The sequence below is a fragment of the Virgisporangium aurantiacum genome, assembly GCF_016863635.1.
GTDB lineage: Bacteria > Actinomycetota > Actinomycetes > Mycobacteriales > Micromonosporaceae > Virgisporangium > Virgisporangium aurantiacum.
Genome location: NZ_BOPG01000063.1, coordinates 158,546 through 176,079 on the forward strand (window position 1 = coordinate 158,546; position 17,534 = coordinate 176,079).

Consider the following 17,534-nt stretch of genomic DNA (forward strand, 5'->3'; position numbering starts at 1 on the left):
GCTCCTCACATGACACAGACCGTCGCCGCCAAGCGCGACCTCCCCGGCGGGGCGACCTCCGGCCGGCACGCCAATGCCACCCTGTTGGTCCTGTTCCTCTCGCTCGGCGGCCTCGCGTTCGCGACGCTGCAGTCGCTGGTGGCGCCGGCCCTACCGGTGATCGCCAAGGACCTGAGCGCCTCCACCGGCGACATCAGCTGGGTGCTCACCGCGTACCTGCTGGCCGCCTCGGTGTTCACCCCGATCCTCGGCCGGCTGGGCGACATGGTGGGCAAGCGGCGGGTGCTGCTCGCCGTCCTCGTGATCTTCTTCGCCGGCACGCTGCTGGCCGCGCTCGCGCCGAACCTGATCGTGCTGATCGCCGCGCGCGCCCTCCAGGGCGCGGCCGGCGCGATCCTGCCGCTGTCGATCGGTATCGTGCGCGACGAACTTCCGCGCGAGAAGGTCGGCGTGATCGTCGGCCTGCTGTCGGCGCTGTTCGGCATCGGCGCCGGCATCGGGATCGTGGCCGCCGGCCCGATCGTCGACCACCTCTCGTGGCACTGGCTGTTCTGGCTACCGTTGGTGCTGATCGTGATCGCGATGCTCGGCGTGATCTTCGGCGTGCCCGAGTCGCCGGTGCGCACGCCCGGCCGCCTCGACGTGCTCGGCGCAGCAATCTTGTCGGTCTCGTTGGTCGCGTTGCTGCTGGCGATCAGCAAGGGCCGCGACTGGGGCTGGACCGACCCGCTGACCATCGGCCTGCTGGCGCTCGGCGTGGTGGCGCTTCTCTCCTTCGTACTGGTCGAACTCCGCGTGCGCGAACCCTTGATCAACATGCGCCTGATCGCGATCCGCGGCGTGTGGGCCACCAACCTCGTCGGCCTGGCGTTCGGCTTCGCGATGTTCGGCACGTTCCTGCTCATCCCGGTGCTGCTGCAGCTTCCCGCGGCGACCGGGTACGGCTTCGGCAAGTCCGTGTCGCAGGCCGGCCTGTTCCTGCTGCCCACGACGATGACCATGCTGGTGTTCGGCCCGCTGTCCGGCCTGCTCGACCGCAGGTTCGGCCCGAAGCTCCCGATGTTCCTCGGCGCCGTTGCTGTTGTTGCCGCCTTCGCCCTGCCGGCGCTGATGCACGACTCGCTCTGGCAGATCGTGGTCTCCGGCCTGTTGACCGGTGCCGGCATCGGCCTGGCGTTCGCGGCCATGTCCAACGCCATCATCGAGACCGTCCCCGCCAGCCACACCGGCGAGGCCACCGGCGTCAACGCGATCGTGCGCACCATCGGCGGCAGCATCGGGACGGCCGTGGTCGCCGCGGTGATCGCGTCCAACACCGACGCCCGCGGGCTGCCGACGGACGCCGCGTTCACCGAGGGCTTCTGGGTGTGCGCGGCGGTGGCGGTGATCGCCGTGGCTGCGGCCGTTGCCCTCCCCTCGGCCCGCCGCCGCCACGCCGAAGCCGTGGACGCCGCAGCCCTCCAGCGGTAGCCGTTGAACGGAGGCCGGGCCTGGGTACGGGCCCGGCCTCCGTTGTCGCTCGTGCGGGTGGTAGCCCGCACACCCTCTCCGCCATCCTAGGAGGCTAGGCTGGTTCCCCTGCTCGGCCTACTTTGCGGATCTTGGACTGGGGTTCGCCCCTCAATTGATCCTGCAGTTGTGGTGTCGGATCACAACGGCTTTGTCCCGCTTTGGCAGGCACCACAACTGCAAGATCGACTCATGCGGGGTGATCCGGCGTGGGCGGCATCACGGGTTCGAGGTCATCTTGGACGAGCCGACAGCAAGATCGCTGTCCTTGGAAGAAACCCGCAGTGAGGCTTCAGGTTTGTTCCGCGAACGGCGATCTTGAGCCATCGAGCAGAACACATCAGTGGTCACGCCCCGCACTGCACGCGATCGGGCACACCCGCCACATCCGTTGCAGTATCTAGGCCTTAACGACCGAAGTCGAAGATCGGTCAATGGTGGACGAGCCAGCAGATCTTTGAACTTTGTGGTTGTTATGGCAGCAATAGGTTGAGTGGGAGGTTGGATACGTCAACTGCGCGGTTGGGGGTATCTCACCTCCCACTCACGAGGCGCAGCGACGAGGTACCGAGCGCGGCCCACCAGAGCATGACCGGCAGGTGGAGGAGGTAGCCGGCCTGTTCCAGGGCGGGGGACGGGCCGGCCGTGCCGGTGGTCCACGGCAGGACGACCGCGGCCAGCCCGGACACCACCGCGATCGCACCCGCCCGGCGCATCACGGTGCGGCTCATCGCGAGAGTGGCCGCCACCCACAGGAGGCCGGCCAGGTTGACCGTCCACTTCGCGGTGAGGAGCACGGCCGCGGCCATGGGCGCGTTCGCGGGGTCGGCGGCCAGCTGCGTCACCGCGAGGTTTCCCGCGTCGTGGAGAAGGCCGGCCAGGCCGGCGGCAGCCAGCAACCCCGCCGCGACCCCGCCCGAGGCGGGCCGGGCGGCGAGCAGGAGGCCGGCGGTGGTCAGGGCGAGCCAGCCGACCACGTCCAGGGCCAGTTCCAACAGGTGGAGGCCGGGTTTGTCGTGCACGGCGGCCAGGGTCGCGGCCGGCTCGGCGGGATTCAGGGTCAGCCCCGATGGCACGACGATGGCCGCGGACGCAATCATGGCGATCAGCGCGGTCAGCAGCAGGGCGCCCGTCGGCCGGGCGGCGGTGGTCGTCATGGCCGGGAAAGGTAGAACCCTCGTGCGGGGCGAAGGTCAAGGCGGGAGGACCACGTGTGGCGCATCGGGCAGTTGGCGCGGATGGCCGGCGTCTCCGACCACACGCTGCGCCACTACGACAAGATCGGGCTGCTGACGCCGGCCGCGGTCGACCGGGCGACCGGGTACCGCTGGTACGGGGCCGCGGAGTTGACGCGGTTGGAGCGCATCCGGGGGCTGCAGCATCTCGGGTTGTCGTTGCGGCAGATCGCCGACATCGTCGACGCCCCGGATTCGCAGGTGCGGCAGGCGCTGGCCGAGCGGGTGGCGGCGCTCCGGCGCGACATCGCCGCACTGTCCGCGGTCATGACCGCCGCCGAGGACCGGCTGGCCACCCCGAGCACGGTCCTCCCCCAGCTCACCCGGGTGGGACCGCGACGGCTGCGCGTCCGGTACGTGGAGGTCGGTCACCCGTCTGAACTCAAAGACCTGTGCGCGGGGACGTTGTTGACCTGGCTGAGCGCGAGCCCGGCCGGCTCCTTCGCCGCGGCCATGGGGACGCGCGGCGGTGACCCGCTGACACTGCCCGCGCGGAGCGTGGTGCGGGCGACGGTTCCGCCGGATGTCGGGGTGGTGCGCGCCGGGCACGACCTATTCGACTGGCTGCACCGCCACCGGCTCGCCCCGGCCGGTCCCACGGTGGAGGAGCACCTCGTCGACGGCGACGGCGCCACGGCGGTCGTCCTGGAGATCCCCGTTTAGGGTGGAGCATGGAGTTTCTCGAACCGTTCGTGGTGGCGGTGGAACCGGTCGAACCGGAGCGGGACGGCGCGGTCGACCTGTACCTGCCGGGCGTCGAGGGGCCGCGGCCGGCGGTGGTGTTCGTCCACGGTGGACCGTTGCCGCCGACGGTGACGCCGCGCCCGCGGGAATGGCCGCAGTACCGGGGGTACGGCTCGCTCGTCGCCGCCCGGGGCGCCGTCGGGGTGACGCTCGATCACGATCTTTTCGACGTCGACGCCTATCCGGCCGCGGCCGGGCAGGTGGTGGCCGCCGTCGACCGGGTGCGCCGCGATCCGCGGGTCGACGCCGACCGGGTCGCGCTCTGGTTCTTCTCCGGCGGCGGGCCGTTGAGCGCCGACTGGCTACGGGACCCGCCCGCGTGGCTGCGGTGCGTCGCGCTGAGCTACCCGCTGCTCGGCCCCATGCCCGGCTTCACGCCGGACCTCCGCTTCCGGCCGGCCGACGCGGTGGAGGCCGTCGGGGTGGCGGCCGCGGCCGGCGTCGCCGGTGCCCAGCGGGCGAACGCCCTGCCGATCATGCTGACCCGGGTGGGACTCGAACGGCCCGCGATCGCCGACACGGTGGCGGCGTTCGTGGCGACGGCCCGCGCCGCCGACGCCGACCTGACGATCGTCGACGTGCCGCAGGGCCGGCACGCCTTCGACATCCTCGACCACACCGACGAGTCGCGGCAGGCCGTCGACCGGGCCGTCTCCCTAGTGCTGGACCGCTGTGCTCAGTGAGAAGTTCTTGAACCGCGCCTCCGACGCGACCGCCGGGCCCCACTCGGTGGAGTGGCCGCCGTAGAACGTCGAGAAGAAGATGCCGCTGACGTCGATCGCGCTGATGCCGCTGACGGTCGTGGTGAAGACCTGCCGACCGTCGAACCAGACGGTGATCGTCTGGCTGGTGCGGTCGACGAACTGCTCGATCGTGTGGTACGCGTCGTCGGCCGGGTAGCTCCACGATCCCAGGCCGAGGTCGCGGCCGTAGCCCTCCTCGTCGGGCGAGTAGAAGTAGACCTCGCCCTGGTTGCCGTTGCGCCACATGAACCGGGTGGACCAGGCGTTCCCGTGGTTGCCGCCCGACGCCTCGCCCGGGCTGCCGCCGTAGAGGCCGGGCAGCTTGCCCCCGCGTCCGAAATCATGGCCGACCGGGAACTTCAGCTGATACTTCAGGCTCACCGTGCGGCTGGTGGCCAGGGAGGGCACGTTCGTGTAGAACTGGCCGCCGCCCTCCGTGGGGCAGTTGGTGCAGCTCGGCGCCGACGATCCGGCGCCGTAGCGCACGAGGAGGCCGCCGCCGGTCATCGCGAACATGCGGTCGAAGCCGAACTGGCCACCGGAGACCACGCCCCACGACGACTTCCACGCGGCGCCGGGAAAGCCCTCGAACGACGCCGACCAGGTGGTCGCGGCCGCCCGCTGCGTCTCGAGCCGGGCGGCCGACCGGCTCTCGGCGGCGGACGCGTCGGTGACGGCCAGCGTGGCGACGGTGGTGGCGATCGTCGCCAGCACCGTGACGACGCCGGCGGCGCCGATGGCCAGACGCAGTCTCATGACATCGAGTCTGCCGAACCGGCCACGCCACGGCATTCTCCTTAATGAAGATTTATCCATCAATCGATGTCCACGAAGGGCTGGCGCCGGAGCGCGGTGCGGACAGGCGGGCCGACCGGGGCGGTGGCGTCACGGGGCGGCCGGCGCGGAAGACGGCCAGCGGCGTGCCGTCGACCATGGCCGCCACCGCCCGCGCCGTGTGCGGGCAGTCGAGGAGCTGGCTCAGCGGGTGCACCGCGATCCCCGCGCGGCCCAGCGTCAGCCAGGTTCGCATCAGGCGGCGGCCCGCGTCGACGGGGTCGTCGCCGGTCAGGACGAAGACGGTTCCGTCGAGAGTGGACGCCGCGGCCAGCAGCGCCGGCAGCCCGAGCCGACGCCCGACCGCGTGCACCGGGCGGCTCACCGCCACCCGTAGCCCGATCGCCTCCACTGTGGACAGTGCCAGCGCGCGGTCGGTCAGCCCGTCCTTGTCGTACCGCGGGTGCCGGGGCGTGAGCCGGAGCCACTCGCGCAGTTCGGCGGTCACGGGTGCCGAGCCGAACATCCAGCGGTCGGCCGGGCGCAGCAGCGGCGCGACCGCACCGGCGTTGACCCGGACCACGCCGGGCTCCAGCGACACGGGCGGGAGCGGGCCGGGCTCGTAGCGGCCGCGGGCGCAGCGCCGCTCCTCGATGTCGGTGACGGTGAACGGCGTGTCGTAGCGGGCCGGCGCGGCGACGAGACGCAGCCCCTCGGCGGCGACGGTCAGACCCGTGTCGGCGGCGGCGATCAGGCACGTCTCGACGAACGCGCCCAGGCCGAGGAACAGGTCGCGGCGGGTCGGGTCGGCGACCGGCAACGCGGCGGCCGGATCCCAGCCGATGTCGACGTGGTCGGCGCCGTAGGTCAGCGTCCACGGTTGGGTGTTGTGGGCGCTGGGCGCGCGTTGCACCACCGGCTCCAGCTCCCGGAAATCGGCCACCCAGCTCACGGCGTCTCGTAGAAGGTGTAGCCGTGCAGCGGACGGCCGCCCATGCGGCGGTACTGTGCCGCCGAGGCGTGGTTGCCGCGCTCGACGAACGTGCTGCGCAGTGACCGGTAGCCGCCAGCGCGCAGGTTCCGGTGCAGTTCCCGGGAGAGCAGCGTCAGGTAGCCGTTGCCCTGTTCCGACGGGACGGTCCCCTTGATGACGAGCACCGCGTCGCGCCGGTACCGGCGGCGGGTGAGCAGCAGCCGGAACTGTTGCGCCACACCGAGTTTCCCGCCGACGCGCATGAGGAACTCCGAGATGTCGGGCATCGCCACGATGAACGCGACCGGCTTGCCCGCCTTCTCCAGCCACAGCAGCAGGCCCTCGTCGAGCAGGAACGCCAACCCGTCGGTCTGCGCCGCCAGCTGCGCGGCCGAGATCTCCGTGTAGTAGCCGAGCTGGTCGAAGCTCGCGTTCAGCATGTCGCGCAGGATCGGCAGTTGTGCGCCGAGTCTCCGCCGCGACCCGCGCCGGATCACGAGGTCCTCCACCGCGATCCGGCTGTCGTCGAACGTGAACCCGCCCGGCGCGGTGGGATCGCAGATCCAGGTGTCGGCCACGAAGCGGCGGCGCAGCCCGTACTGCTCGTACCTGGCCGGGTACCAGGTCGGGTTCCACGCCGAGTCGATGAACCCGCGCTCGGCGAACCCGTCGGTGATGACCCCGCCGGTCTGGTTCGGCAGCAGCGCGACCGGTCCGAACAGCCTGCGGCCTCCGGCCGCCGCTGTGTCCAGAAGGGCCGTCAGGACGGCGGGATCGTCGACGAACTCGGTGAGGCCGAACAGTTGCCGTGGCCCCACCTTCCGGTCGAACGCGTCGTCGCGGTGGACGGTGGTTCGCCCCACGACGACACCGGCGTCGTTGCGGGCCACGTACAGGTCGACGCCGTCGCGGTACCAGCGGGCGATCACCGGTTGCGGCGTCGGCACGTATTTGTCGCGGGGGTGCAGGCGCAGCGGCAGGTCGCAGAATTCGCGCAGGGAAACGGTGTCGGCAACTTTCGAGACGACGACGACCATCAGCGGTGCACCGCCGGTCCGACGCGCTCCGTCGACAGTGGACTGAACGTCTCGATGTGCCTCATCACGTTCTCCTCGGCGCGCCAGACGCCGTTCGTGTAGCCGGCCGGCTCGGCGTTGTAGAGGCGGATGTAACCACCGGTCGCGTGCCGCGTGCCGGCATCGGTGACCCAGCACATGAGGTCCCGGTGCGCCGACCCGCGGGCGAACAGCAGCAGCGCGTCACGGTCGCGGAAGAACGCGATCGTGCCCAGGCTGAACGGGTACCGCCAGTAGACGGTGTGCCAGCAGTACCCCCGCATCCGCTTCATCTGCCGCACCAGGCGCAGCCACCGCGGCAGCAGCCGGATCAGCGACAGCGGCCCGCGGTACCGTGTCGCGCCGACGAACATCGCCGTCGCCTGTCCCATCGGCGGCGCGTTCGAGAAGTCGTCGGTGCGCATCAGCGTGCTCCCGTCATCAGGTAGACGTTCTTGATCCGGTTGTCGGTGCCCGCGAAGGGACCTTCGTCGTGGTCGAACACGCGCACCTCGACGCGGGCCGCCGACGGGTCCTCGCGCAACGACTCGGCGAAGTCGCGGCTGGCCGACGCGAGGTGCGCGACCACGCCGTCGGCGCACCGCCGGGCGAGGTCGTCGCGCTCGTCGCGGTCGAGGACCACGGAGGTGCGCAGGCGCAGGTTCACCACGGGACGCGGACGCAGGTCGGGGTCCTCGACCAGTTCCAGGCAGAACCCGGCGATCAGGTGCGCCATCGGGTTGCCGGCGTACAGGCCGTACTCGACGTCCTGCGGGTAGATGTTGGCGCCCATGTACGAGACCGTGCTGTCGCGGCGGCCGAACAGGAACAGGAACGGCAGCCGCATTCGGTCGGTGCTCCAGGCGTCCAACGCCTCCGCGCGCAGCGACGGCGGGAGAGCGGCGAGCACGTCGGGGAACGGGTGCAGCCGTCCCTCGTCACCGATGTTGTACCGCACCTTGGGCGCCATCACCGACGTCGAGTTCACCGTGCAGACGACGTCGTTGTCGGCGTTGGTCTCCAGGTAGGTCTCCAGCGGGTTGTACTGGAACACCATCGGCAGCCGGTGCTCGTCGGGGCCGAGCAGCCGCGCCCGCAACGCGTCGTCGTGCCGCAGCCGGCGGCGCAGCCACACGCTGAGGTCGGTCTCCCCCGCGACCCCGATCGTCAGATCACTGGCGCCGTACCCGCTGCGCACCTTGACGAAGCGCTCCTCGAGGTAGTCCCGGAGCGCCTCGGTCATTCCCTCGCCGCCGACCAGACCGCTGATCCGGTAGTCACTCCACCGGAACTCGAGAGCGTCGAGCGCGTCGCGCAGGTGCTTCAGGAACGGCGGGTACGCGGTGACGATGTACTCGAACCCGGGTCCGAAGTGCGTCAGCGTGTCGACGATCTTCGCGAGGTCGGGGCCGGTGTTCTTCACCATGGCGACCTTCGCCATCGCGATGCCGGTGTTGGTGCCGGTGGCCCACGCGCCCATCGAGTACGCGTTGATCACGAAGCGGCGGCGCGACGGGAAGACGAGCGTCGTGTACCCGGCCAGGTTCTTGTGGACGGTGTTCAATTCGCGCCGGCTGCGCACCCAGTTGAACGGCGTACCCGACGAGCCCGACGACTCGTCGACCACGCTGCCGCTGACGAGAATCCGGCCGTGCCAGCACCGCTGCTCCTCCGGATACGCCTGGACGTAGGACCGCTTCGACGTCTCCGGATAGGTGGAGAGGTCGAAGTACCGGAAGACCCAGTCGCGCCGGCGCAGGAAGTCGGCATAGGCGGGGACGTCGAGAGCGGCGAACTGGCACGTCATGAACGCGTGCAGGCGGGCGAACCGGCCCATCCACGGGCGGTAGTTGCGGGCCATCGTCCGCCAGACGGCGGGGTGCACCCGGTACAGCGCATAGAGCGCGGTCAACGCGAGGCTGGTCAGCCGCAGCGTCCACTGGCGAACGAAACTCATCACGCCCAGCACCGTATGAAAAACACGGCGCCGCCACCTCGGCCCAGGTACTCAACCCGGCCTAGGTAGCGGCGCCCACGAACTATTCCTTCACACCCATGTGCTCGATCGGTGGGACCCGGAGCAGCCGGCCGATCGGCAGCACGGTGGTGAGCAGCGCCAGCAGCGCCGTCCCCCCGATCACCGCGACCCAGCCCAGCGGCGGCACGTAGGGCACCGGTTCGCCGGTCACCGACCTGACCACCAACGCCAGCGTCACCAACGCGATCGTCGCACCCGTCAGCACCGCGACCCCGAGCAGCCCGGCCTGTTCCGCGTTGACCATCCGCCGCGCCTGGCGGCGGGTGACCCCGACGAGGCGCAGCACGGCCAGTTCCCGCCGCCGCGCGAGGGCCGCGATGACCATCGTGTTCGCCGCCGCCAGCGCGGCGTACCCGACCATCACGCCGACGAGCAGCTTGTTGAGCCACGCGCTGACGGCGAGGTCGTCGGCGAGCTGTCGGGTGAGACCGTCGGTGGCGACGAGGGACGCGCCCGGAAAGCGGTCGGCGAGGCCGGCCGGGTCACCCGCGATGAGGATCTCGTCGTCCAGGTTCCGGGCGGTGTGACCGGTGACCGTCTCGCGCGTCAGCGTGATGTCGCCGAAGCCGAGGCCGCGGTCGTAGATCGCCACCAGCCGCAGCGTCACCGGCGTGCCGTCGCCGAGCCAGAGCTTCACCCGGTCGCCGACCTTCCACCCGTGCGTGGACGCCCGGATCGACGACGCCGCAACGGTGTCGGCGCCGCGCAGGTCGGCAACGTCGCCGTCGGTCACCCGGAGGTCCATTGTGGACGCCAGGTCGGTCGCGTCGACGGCCTGCGCGCCGACCACCTCCGCGCTGTCCAGGAACTTGACGACGACCGACGTGCGCCGCACCGCCGTCGCGGACTCGACCCCGGCGGTCTTCCGCACCTCGTCCACTGTGGACGGAGGCAGGCCGGCCGGCGCGACCAGCGCGTGCCCGGCGATCAGGCCGTCGCGGCTCTGCGCCAGCGTCTGGCGTTCGAGGTTGTTCTGCAGGAACCAGACCGAGCCGCCGAGGCCGACCGACAGCACCAGCGCGGTGAGCACCGCGGCCATGCCGCGCGCGTTCGCCTTGAGGTTGGCCGTCGCGAGGTAGCCGCTGGCGCCCCACACGAGGCGCAGCACCGGCGCGAGGACCGTGGCGGCGGTCCGGTTGATCCACGGCGCCAGCAGGCCGACCGCGGTCACGAAGAGGTACAGCATGCCCAGCGCGCCGGCCAGCGCCGCCTGGCCGCCGGCGCCGAGGGTGAACGCGCTCGACGCGAGGGCACCGCCCAGCGCGACGAGGCCGAAGACCAGCCGCACCTTGCCGCCGCGTTGCGCTTCGACGGCGACCTCGCCGAGCGCCTCCACGGGCCGGATCGAGGTGACCCGGCGGGCCGCGATGAGCGCCGAGAGCAGGGCCACCAGCGCGACGACAACGGCGGCCGCGACGGGTGCGGCCAGGCCGTCGGAGATCGGGAAACCGGCCGGGACGAAGCCGCGGTCGACGAGTTGGCGGCGCACGAAGCGGGTCGCGAGGAGGCCGGCCGGCGCGCCGATCGCCACGGCGGCGAGGCTCACCAGCGCCGCCTCCGCCATGATCATCCGACGGACCTGGCCCGGGGTCGCGGCGATCGCGCGCAGCAGCGCCAGATCGCGACGGCGGTGCCGCACCGACAGGCCGACGGTGGCCGCGACGACGAACACGATCAGCAGCACGACGTACCCGCCGAACGCACCGCCCGCCTGGACCAGCAGTTCCCGCGCCGCGAGGCCGTCGGAATCCTCGATCAGACCGCGGTCTTTGCCGATGTAGACCCTCGCGTCTGTTGCCAACGCGCGCACCGCTTCCAGCACGGCACCGCGGTCGGCGCCCGGCGCGACGACGACGCCGACGACGGAGACACGGCCCGGGCGGGCGAACAACGATGCCGCATGCGGATCGGTGAAGAACACCGCCGGTGCCGGCCCGTCGACCACGCCGCTGACGCGGTACGTCCGCGCCACTCCCCCGACGAGCACGTCGGCCCGCTGGCCGGGCGCGAGCCCGAGCCGCCGGTCCACCGCGACGTCCGTGTCGGACGCGGGCGCGGTGCCGTCGACGATCCGGTACGGCGCCAGCGCCGCCGCGCCCCAGCCGTGGCCCTCGACCACAATGGACGCCGACGGAACCACCACCGGCACGGTGTCGTCGCCGGCGGCGCGCGCCACGCCGGGAACCGCGCGGATGCGCTCGGCGAGGTCCGCGGGAACGGTACCGCCCTCCGGCAGGCGCACCGACGAGACGACGTCCGAGCCGTCGAGATCCTTGGAGTGGACGGTGATCTCGCGGTTGGCGACCACGATGTCGGCGGCCGCGTACCGGACCGGCGTCGGTTCGTACCGCAGTCCCGACTCGACGAGCGCGCCCATCGCCATCAGGATCATCACGCCCGCGGCGAGCGCGAGCAGCGTGGCGACCGCGGATCCGGGCCGGAACCGCAGCATCCGCAGGGCAAGGCGCGTCATGACCGCACCTCGCTTCGCGAGCTGCGGTCCTGCCGCCGATCCGCTCGCTCCGCGAGCGAATCGGCTTCCCTGTGCCCAATGATGATCTCGCTTCGCTCGATCATGAGTTCACCACCCGACGGCGGCCCAGCGAGGCCAGCTGCTCGGCGATGCGCTCGACCCCGGGCTGCGGCAGGTCGCGCACGATCCGCCCGTCGGCCAGCACCAGCACGCGGTCGGCGTACGAGGCGGCCACCGGGTCGTGCGTCACCATCACGACCGTCTGCCGGTTCTCGTCGACCACCGCGCGCAGCAGGGTCAGGACGTCCGCCGCGGTCTCGGTGTCGAGGGCGCCGGTCGGTTCGTCGCAGAAGATCACTTCGGGACGCGTGGCCAGCGCCCGCGCGATCGCGACGCGCTGCTGCTGCCCGCCCGACAGGGCCGACGGACGGTGGCGCAGGCGCTCCCGCAGCCCGACCCGGTCGATCACGTGGTTCAGCCACGCGTGGTCGGGCGACGCGCCGGCCAACCGCAGTGGCAGCAGGATGTTCTCCTCGACCGTGAGCGCGTTGACGAGGTTGAACGCCTGGAAGATGAAGCCGATCCGGTCGCGGCGCAGCTTCGTCAGCTTCGTCTCCGACAGGCCCGACAGCTCGGTGGCGCCGACGAAGACGCGCCCGGACGTGGGCCGGTCGAGCCCGGCCGCCGTCTGCAGCAGCGTGCTCTTGCCCGAGCCGGACGGTCCCATGACCGCCGTGAACGTGCCGCGGTGGAACGACACGTCGACGCCCGCGAGCGCGGCGACCGCCTGCGGCCCGGTGCCGTACGTGCGGGTGAGTTGCTCGACGCGGACCGCCGTGTCGACGGTCTGTCCAACGTAGACGGACATCAGGTTCTCCGTATCTGGTAATGGTTACCCGGAGAACGCTATGGCGACGGCGGTCGATGGACGATCCAGCCAGCGAGTCGATCGAGGTACAGCCTGCTGTACTATATTCACCGTCATCCATATCGGATGCGTCTGATGCATACGGGGGTATGTAGTGCGTCGTCTGTCTTCCTTCCTGCTCGTCCTCGCCGCGGCGCTTGCCGCGGCCGCCTTCGCCGCCGTTCCCGCGAACGCCAACGCCTCCACCGTGGTCGTCGCGGGCAACCGGCTCGCGTGGACCTCGGTCTGGCGGTCCTATCCGTCCAAGTCCGACTTCAACAGCCTCGACGTGGCGCGGGTCGGCCACGAGAGCGACAGCGGGGGCACCAACCGGTCGTTCTTCCGCATGGACACCTCGGCGCTGAAGGGCGCCCAGATCCTCTCCGCCCGGTTCCGCACGTTCGAGACCCACTCGTGGTCGTGCAGCGCCCGGCCGGTGGAGGTGTGGCGCACCGGTCCCATCGACGCCGCGACCACGTGGAACAACCAGCCCGCCTGGATCGCCAAGCTCACCGTCCTCAACGTGGCCAAGGGCTACAGCAGCTCCTGCCCCGACGGCAATGTCGACTTCAACGTGCTCGCCGCCGTGCGGGAGGCCGCCGCGGCCGGCGCCGACGACGTGACCCTCGGCCTGCGCGCCACCAGCGAGGTCGACACCTACGGGTGGAAGAAGTTCGACAACGACCCGGTGCTCATCGTGGAGTTCATCGCGCCCTAGTGTCCTCCAGGTAACGCAGCACGGCCGTCACCCGGCGATCGGCCCGGTCGTCGGGTGACAGGTCGAGCTTCGCGAAGATGCTGCGGATGTGCTTGTGCACGGCCCCGTCGGTGACGAACAGCCGCTCGGCGATCGCGGTGTTGCCGAGCCCTTCGGCCATCAGCGCGAGCACGTCGCGCTCGCGCGGGCTGAGCCGGCTCAGCGTGCTGTCGGGGCGGCTGCGGGCCAGCAACTGGCCGACCACCTCGGGATCGATGGCCGTGCCACCGTCGGCGACGCGGTGCAGCGCGCCGAGGAACTCCTCCACCCGGCCGACGCGTTCCTTGAGCATGTACCCGAGCCCGGTCGCGCCGGCGGCGAGCAGGTCGGTCGCGAACGCCTGCTCCACGTACGCCGACAGCACCAGCACCGCGAGCGCGGGATGCCGGCGCCGCGCCTCGACGGCGGCGACGATGCCCTCGTCGGTGTGCGTGGGCGGCATCCGGACGTCGACGATCGCGACGTCGGGCTTGTGAGTGTCCACAGCGGACAGGAACGTCGACGGAGAGTCGGTGGTGGCCACCACGTCGAGCCCCTCGGCCCGCAGCAGCAGCGCCAGTCCCTCGCGCAGCAGCGCGTCGTCCTCGGCGATCACGATCCGCACGGCAACTCCACGTCCATCGTCGTCGGCCCACCGGGTGGGCTGGTTAGTGTGAACCGGCCGTCGTACGCCTCGACGCGCCGGCGGATCCCCACGAGCCCGGAGCCGTTGCCCTCGTCGGCGCCGCCGCGGCCGTCGTCGGCGACCGTGAGGAGAAGGCGGTCGCCCGCGCGCCGGACGGTCACGGCCGCGCTGCCCGCACCGCTGTGTTTGGCGACGTTCGTGAGCGCCTCGGCCACCACGAAGTACGCGGTCGCCTCGACCGACGCGGCACACCGGCCCGGCACGTCCACCTCGACCGTGCACGGAACGGCGTTACCGCTCGCCAGGCCGGCGAGCGCGGCGGCGAGCCCGCGGTCGTCGAGCACCGGTGGCAGGATGCCGCGCACCACCGTCCGCAGTTCGGCGAGCGCCAGTTCGGCGGCGTCGTGGGCGCGGTCGAGGATCTCGCCGGCCCGCGCGGGGTCGCGGCTCAGCGCCCGCTTCGCCGCTCCGACCAGCACGGTGACCGCGACCAGCCGGTTCTGCGCCCCGTCGTGCAACGACCGCTCGATGCGCCGCAGTTCCACGGCGTGCGCGTCGAGCGCGGCCGCGCGGGTGGCGGTCAGCTCGGCGATCCGCAGCGACACGTCGACGTCGCGCGGCGGCGCCAGCCACCGGCGGCCCGGCGCCGCCTGCACGCGGGCCATCCACGGGAGGACCGGGAGGGTGACCGCGAGCCAGCCGACGCCCATCAGCGCGACCGCGAGCGCGTCGGGCAGCCCGTCGATGCGCCAGGAGACGTAGCCCGGTCCGCCCACGTCGGGCGGGATCAGCCAGAAGTAGAGCGGGAACAGCACGTACTGGACGGCGTTCAACGGCAGCGACAACCCGATCGCGCCGAGCGCGAACCCGAACGTGCCGTGGATGGCCACGAACGCGAGTTCGCGCCGCACCCAGGGGTCGCGCACCGCGTCCCGTAAACCGGCGGGCACCGGCGGCGGCGCGGGAAGGGTGGTGTTCCAGCGGGACAGCCGGCCCCGTTCCCGGTTGGCGGCCGACCGCGCGGCCCGCAGTGCCGACGGCACAGCCACCAGGCCGACCCCGACCACGCTCGCGACCGCCACCACCATCAGCACCAGGAACGCCACCAGCGCCAGGATCGAGGTGCCGAGGCCGCCGACGAGGTGTTCGAGCGCGTCGACGGACACGCGCACGCGGTCACGGAGATAGCGGCGCATTCCAGAGACCATAGGCGACGGACTCCCGGAACGGCCCGGCCCGCACGGAAAAGTACAGCCTGCTGTACCCGGGTCGGGTCGCTGACGGGATCGTCGGCGACGGCGAGGGTTCCTAGCGTGGTGGTCATGACCTCTGAAACTGGCGGGATGCTACGGCCCGTCCTCTGGCTCGTGCTCATCCTCAGCGCCGCCGCCAACGCGACCGCGTCGGCCGCCGGCGCGAGCGCGATCGCGAGCGTCGGCTTCGGCGTGATCACGCTCGGCTGCGCGGCGGCTCTGGTCGTGCACCACTACCGGGGCCGCGACCGAATCGTGAAGTGATCACGACCGATCGCGGGATATCGTCCTGTCGTGACCGACGAACGGGGCGGCGGGTCGAGCAGGCGGCTGTGGTTGATCTTCGCCGCGCTTGCCGTGCTCGTGCTGGGTGCCGGGTTCGTCGCCTACGTCGCCACCGACGATTCCGCGCCGCCGGCCGGCGTCGAGGCGTCGTCGGATCCGTCGGCCCACCTGACCATGTCGGCCGCCGAGCTCACCTCCATGTGGACGGCCTACGCCGACGGGCCGGGATTTCATTGGACCGGCGGCGACCGCACGGTCTCCGTCGACCTGCCCGGCGAGCAGGTGGGGTGGCTGTTCTCCGACACGTTCCTCGGTTCGGTGTCGGGCGGCAAGCGGCCGGCCGACGCGCCGATGGTCCACAACAGCCTCGTCGTGCAGACGCGCCGCGAGCTCACGTCGACGCTGCACGGCGGCTCGCCGGCGTACCCGATGTCGCTGATGTGCGACGACACGGTGGGCATGGGTTGCTGGGTCGGCGACGCGATCGTCGACGGCGGCAACCTGCGGGTGCTGGTGAACCACTACGAGCACATCGGCCCCGGCCTGCTCGACATCCGGCGGACCGGCACGTCGCTCGTCACCCTGACCCTGCCGTTCCTGAAGGTGGCCGAGACGAAACCGCTGCCGCTGACGCGCGGCATCGCGTGGGGGCAGTCCATTGTGGACGACGGCGGCTTCACGTACGTCTACGGCTCCGAGCAGACCGACGACTTCAACTTCCTGCACCTGGCCCGGGTGCCGGCCGGCGGGCTGGGCGGGGCGTGGCAGTTCTTCGACGGTTCCGCCTGGCAGCCCGACGAGGCCCGCTCGGCGCGGCTGGCCAGCGGCGTCGGCACCAGCTTCTCCGTCGACCGGGTGCGGGACCGGTGGGTGCTGCTGAGCATGGAGTCGCACATCCCGCTGAACTCCTCCGTCGTCGCGTACACGGCCGAGGCGCTCACCGGGCCGTTCACCGATCCGGTGGAGCTGTACCGCGTCCCGGAGACCGGTGACCAGCGGCCGGTGATCGCCTACGACGCCACGCTGCACCCGCTGCTCGCGCGTCCGGGCAAGCTGCTGTTCTCGTACAACGTCAACAGCCTCGAGAAGGGGGACATCTACGCCGACGCGGCGCTGTACCGGCCGCGGTTCGTCGAGGTGCCGTGGCCGCCGGCGACGCAGGACCAGGCCCGCCTGCCCGATCCGCCGGGCACGCTGGCCGCCCAGCCCGACGAGGACGGGCGGGTCCTCCTGTCGTGGGCGGCCGCCGGGCCGGAGGCGCAGTACCGCGTCTACCAGAAGGACGTCACGGCGGGGCAGATCCAGTGGGTCCGGCTCCCCCGGACCGTTGCCGGGACGTCGACGACGCTCGATCTGTTGAAGAACGGCCACCGCTACGAGTACCGGGTGGCCGCACAGACCCCGGTCGGCGAGGGCCGCCGCTCCGACCCGGTGGAGGCCACCGCGCACGTCGCCCCGCCCGCGGCACCCGACGGGCTCGGCGCGGCCGAGGAGGGCGGCGGCGAGATCACGCTGGAGTGGCTGTCGCCCCGTCGCGCCTGGCGGTTCGACATCGAGAAGCGCGACGTCACCGCCGGCGAGGGAGGCTTCACGCGCATGGACCACCCCCGCGCGGCGTCGACGAAGACCCTCGTCACCGGCCTGACCAACGGCCACGTGTACGAGTTCCGCGTACGCGGCGTCGGCGGCGGCGGCCCCGGCCCGTGGTCCCGGGTCCGGGCGACATCCTGGAAGGGCCTGCCGACGCCACCCGCGAACGTGGCCGCCACCGCCCGCCCAGGTGGCACGGTGGCGCTGACGTGGACCGCGCCGGTCGGGACCGTCAAGTACCGCGTCTACCAGCGCGACCTCACCGCCGGCCAGCCCGACTTCGCCGAAATCCCCGTCCCGGTCACCGGCACCACCGCGGTCCCGACCGGCCTTGCCGCCGGCCACGAGTACGAGTTCGTGGTAACCGCGACGAACCGCGCCGGCGAGTCCGGCAAATCCCTCCCCGCCCGCGCGACAGCGCTCGCCTGACCGTGCCCCCGCCTTGCCGACCGCGCGGGGTGCCCCCGCCGACCGCGGGAGCGCCCGCCGCGATCTTGGACTCCTGACGGTGTCCTGGCACCGCGGGGAGTCCAAGATCGCGCCCGCCGGAGTTGATCTTGCAGTTGTGGTGCC

Annotated in this window: 17 protein-coding genes; 6 read left to right on the forward strand and 11 right to left on the reverse strand. The window is 71.8% G+C overall.

From position 1 onward, the window contains the following. Positions 1-9: 9 nt before the first annotated feature. Positions 10-1,470: an MFS transporter gene (locus Vau01_RS43285; RefSeq protein WP_204005922.1), complete on the forward strand. Its 1,461-nt coding sequence runs from the start codon at positions 10-12 to the stop codon at positions 1,468-1,470. Between the two features lie 258 nt (positions 1,471-1,728). Here the strand turns inward: Vau01_RS43285 and Vau01_RS64815 are convergent, their stop codons facing one another. Both Vau01_RS64815 and Vau01_RS43290 read right to left on the reverse strand, forming a co-directional pair. Next, positions 1,729-1,860 carry a hypothetical protein gene (locus tag Vau01_RS64815; RefSeq protein ID WP_275424007.1) on the reverse strand — a complete coding sequence of 44 codons (132 nt, stop codon included), beginning with the start codon at positions 1,858-1,860 and terminating at the stop codon, positions 1,729-1,731. A gap of 182 nt (positions 1,861-2,042) precedes the next feature. Further along, positions 2,043-2,666: a hypothetical protein gene (locus Vau01_RS43290; protein ID WP_204005924.1), complete on the reverse strand. Its 624-nt coding sequence runs from the start codon at positions 2,664-2,666 to the stop codon at positions 2,043-2,045. A gap of 54 nt (positions 2,667-2,720) precedes the next feature. Here Vau01_RS43290 and Vau01_RS43295 point away from each other — a divergent pair, with 54 nt between their 5' ends. After that, positions 2,721-3,407: a MerR family transcriptional regulator gene (locus Vau01_RS43295; protein ID WP_204005926.1), complete on the forward strand. Its 687-nt coding sequence runs from the start codon at positions 2,721-2,723 to the stop codon at positions 3,405-3,407. Positions 3,408-3,415: 8 nt separating this feature from the next. Next, a complete protein-coding gene (locus Vau01_RS43300; RefSeq protein ID WP_204005928.1) occupies positions 3,416-4,171 on the forward strand; it encodes an alpha/beta hydrolase family protein in 756 nt (251 codons plus the stop codon). On the opposite strand, the gene Vau01_RS43305 is transcribed toward Vau01_RS43300, so the two are convergent. The 7 genes from Vau01_RS43305 to Vau01_RS43335 all read right to left on the reverse strand — a co-directional run bounded on the left by Vau01_RS43305 (position 4,145) and on the right by Vau01_RS43335 (position 12,412). Beyond that, positions 4,145-4,987: a polysaccharide lyase gene (locus Vau01_RS43305; protein ID WP_204005929.1), complete on the reverse strand. Its 843-nt coding sequence runs from the start codon at positions 4,985-4,987 to the stop codon at positions 4,145-4,147. The two genes, Vau01_RS43300 and Vau01_RS43305, sit on opposite strands and share 27 nt — an antisense overlap. Before the next feature lie 52 nt (positions 4,988-5,039). Continuing rightward, positions 5,040-5,957, reverse strand: coding sequence for a nitroreductase family protein (locus tag Vau01_RS43310; RefSeq protein WP_204005930.1), 918 nt, complete (start codon positions 5,955-5,957; stop codon positions 5,040-5,042). After that, complete coding sequence (locus tag Vau01_RS43315) at positions 5,954-7,015, reverse strand: hypothetical protein (protein WP_204005931.1); 1,062 nt, start codon at positions 7,013-7,015, stop codon at positions 5,954-5,956. Before Vau01_RS43315 ends, Vau01_RS43310 begins: the two co-directional genes overlap by 4 nt. Next, a complete protein-coding gene (locus tag Vau01_RS43320) occupies positions 7,015-7,458 on the reverse strand; it encodes a DUF4188 domain-containing protein (protein ID WP_204005932.1) in 444 nt (147 codons plus the stop codon). The genes Vau01_RS43315 and Vau01_RS43320 overlap by 1 nt, the downstream gene beginning before the upstream one ends. Then, a complete protein-coding gene (locus Vau01_RS43325; RefSeq protein WP_204005963.1) occupies positions 7,458-8,990 on the reverse strand; it encodes a phenylacetate--CoA ligase family protein in 1,533 nt (510 codons plus the stop codon). Before Vau01_RS43325 ends, Vau01_RS43320 begins: the two co-directional genes overlap by 1 nt. An 82-nt stretch (positions 8,991-9,072) precedes the next feature. Then, positions 9,073-11,544: an FtsX-like permease family protein gene (locus Vau01_RS43330; RefSeq protein ID WP_204005933.1), complete on the reverse strand. Its 2,472-nt coding sequence runs from the start codon at positions 11,542-11,544 to the stop codon at positions 9,073-9,075. 100 nt (positions 11,545-11,644) lie between these two features. Further along, on the reverse strand, positions 11,645-12,412 hold the full coding sequence (locus Vau01_RS43335) for an ABC transporter ATP-binding protein (RefSeq protein ID WP_204005934.1): 768 nt from the start codon (positions 12,410-12,412) through the stop codon (positions 11,645-11,647). Between the two features lie 154 nt (positions 12,413-12,566). On the opposite strand from Vau01_RS43335, the gene Vau01_RS43340 reads away from it, so the two are divergent. Then, on the forward strand, positions 12,567-13,169 hold the full coding sequence (locus Vau01_RS43340; RefSeq protein ID WP_204005936.1) for a DNRLRE domain-containing protein: 603 nt from the start codon (positions 12,567-12,569) through the stop codon (positions 13,167-13,169). Here the strand turns inward: Vau01_RS43340 and Vau01_RS43345 are convergent. Then, complete coding sequence (locus Vau01_RS43345) at positions 13,156-13,812, reverse strand: response regulator transcription factor (RefSeq protein ID WP_204005938.1); 657 nt, start codon at positions 13,810-13,812, stop codon at positions 13,156-13,158. The two genes, Vau01_RS43340 and Vau01_RS43345, sit on opposite strands and share 14 nt — an antisense overlap. Next, on the reverse strand, positions 13,800-15,029 hold the full coding sequence (locus tag Vau01_RS43350) for a sensor histidine kinase (RefSeq protein WP_204005940.1): 1,230 nt from the start codon (positions 15,027-15,029) through the stop codon (positions 13,800-13,802). The genes Vau01_RS43345 and Vau01_RS43350 overlap by 13 nt, the downstream gene beginning before the upstream one ends. Before the next feature lie 126 nt (positions 15,030-15,155). Between Vau01_RS43350 and Vau01_RS43355 the strand changes: the two genes are divergently transcribed. Next, entirely contained in the window at positions 15,156-15,350 is a 195-nt protein-coding gene (locus tag Vau01_RS43355) for a hypothetical protein (RefSeq protein ID WP_204005941.1), read from the forward strand. Positions 15,351-15,380: 30 nt separating this feature from the next. Next, positions 15,381-17,390 (forward strand): DUF5005 domain-containing protein, encoded by a 2,010-nt coding sequence (locus Vau01_RS43360; RefSeq protein WP_204005942.1) that lies wholly within the window; start codon positions 15,381-15,383, stop codon positions 17,388-17,390. Positions 17,391-17,534 lie beyond the last annotated feature (144 nt).

Coding starts and splice junctions, on each gene's coding strand:
- Vau01_RS43285 (WP_204005922.1), top strand. CDS start 10: ATGACACAGACCGTCGCCGCCAAGCGCGACCTCCCCGGCGGGGCGACC.
- Vau01_RS43290 (WP_204005924.1), bottom strand. CDS start 2,666: ATGACGACCACCGCCGCCCGGCCGACGGGCGCCCTGCTGCTGACCGCG.
- Vau01_RS43300 (WP_204005928.1), top strand. CDS start 3,416: ATGGAGTTTCTCGAACCGTTCGTGGTGGCGGTGGAACCGGTCGAACCG.
- Vau01_RS43305 (WP_204005929.1), bottom strand. CDS start 4,987: ATGAGACTGCGTCTGGCCATCGGCGCCGCCGGCGTCGTCACGGTGCTG.
- Vau01_RS43315 (WP_204005931.1), bottom strand. CDS start 7,015: ATGGTCGTCGTCGTCTCGAAAGTTGCCGACACCGTTTCCCTGCGCGAA.
- Vau01_RS43320 (WP_204005932.1), bottom strand. CDS start 7,458: ATGCGCACCGACGACTTCTCGAACGCGCCGCCGATGGGACAGGCGACG.
- Vau01_RS43325 (WP_204005963.1), bottom strand. CDS start 8,990: ATGAGTTTCGTTCGCCAGTGGACGCTGCGGCTGACCAGCCTCGCGTTG.
- Vau01_RS43330 (WP_204005933.1), bottom strand. CDS start 11,544: ATGACGCGCCTTGCCCTGCGGATGCTGCGGTTCCGGCCCGGATCCGCG.
- Vau01_RS43335 (WP_204005934.1), bottom strand. CDS start 12,412: ATGTCCGTCTACGTTGGACAGACCGTCGACACGGCGGTCCGCGTCGAG.
- Vau01_RS43350 (WP_204005940.1), bottom strand. CDS start 15,029: ATGCGCCGCTATCTCCGTGACCGCGTGCGCGTGTCCGTCGACGCGCTC.
- Vau01_RS43355 (WP_204005941.1), top strand. CDS start 15,156: ATGACCTCTGAAACTGGCGGGATGCTACGGCCCGTCCTCTGGCTCGTG.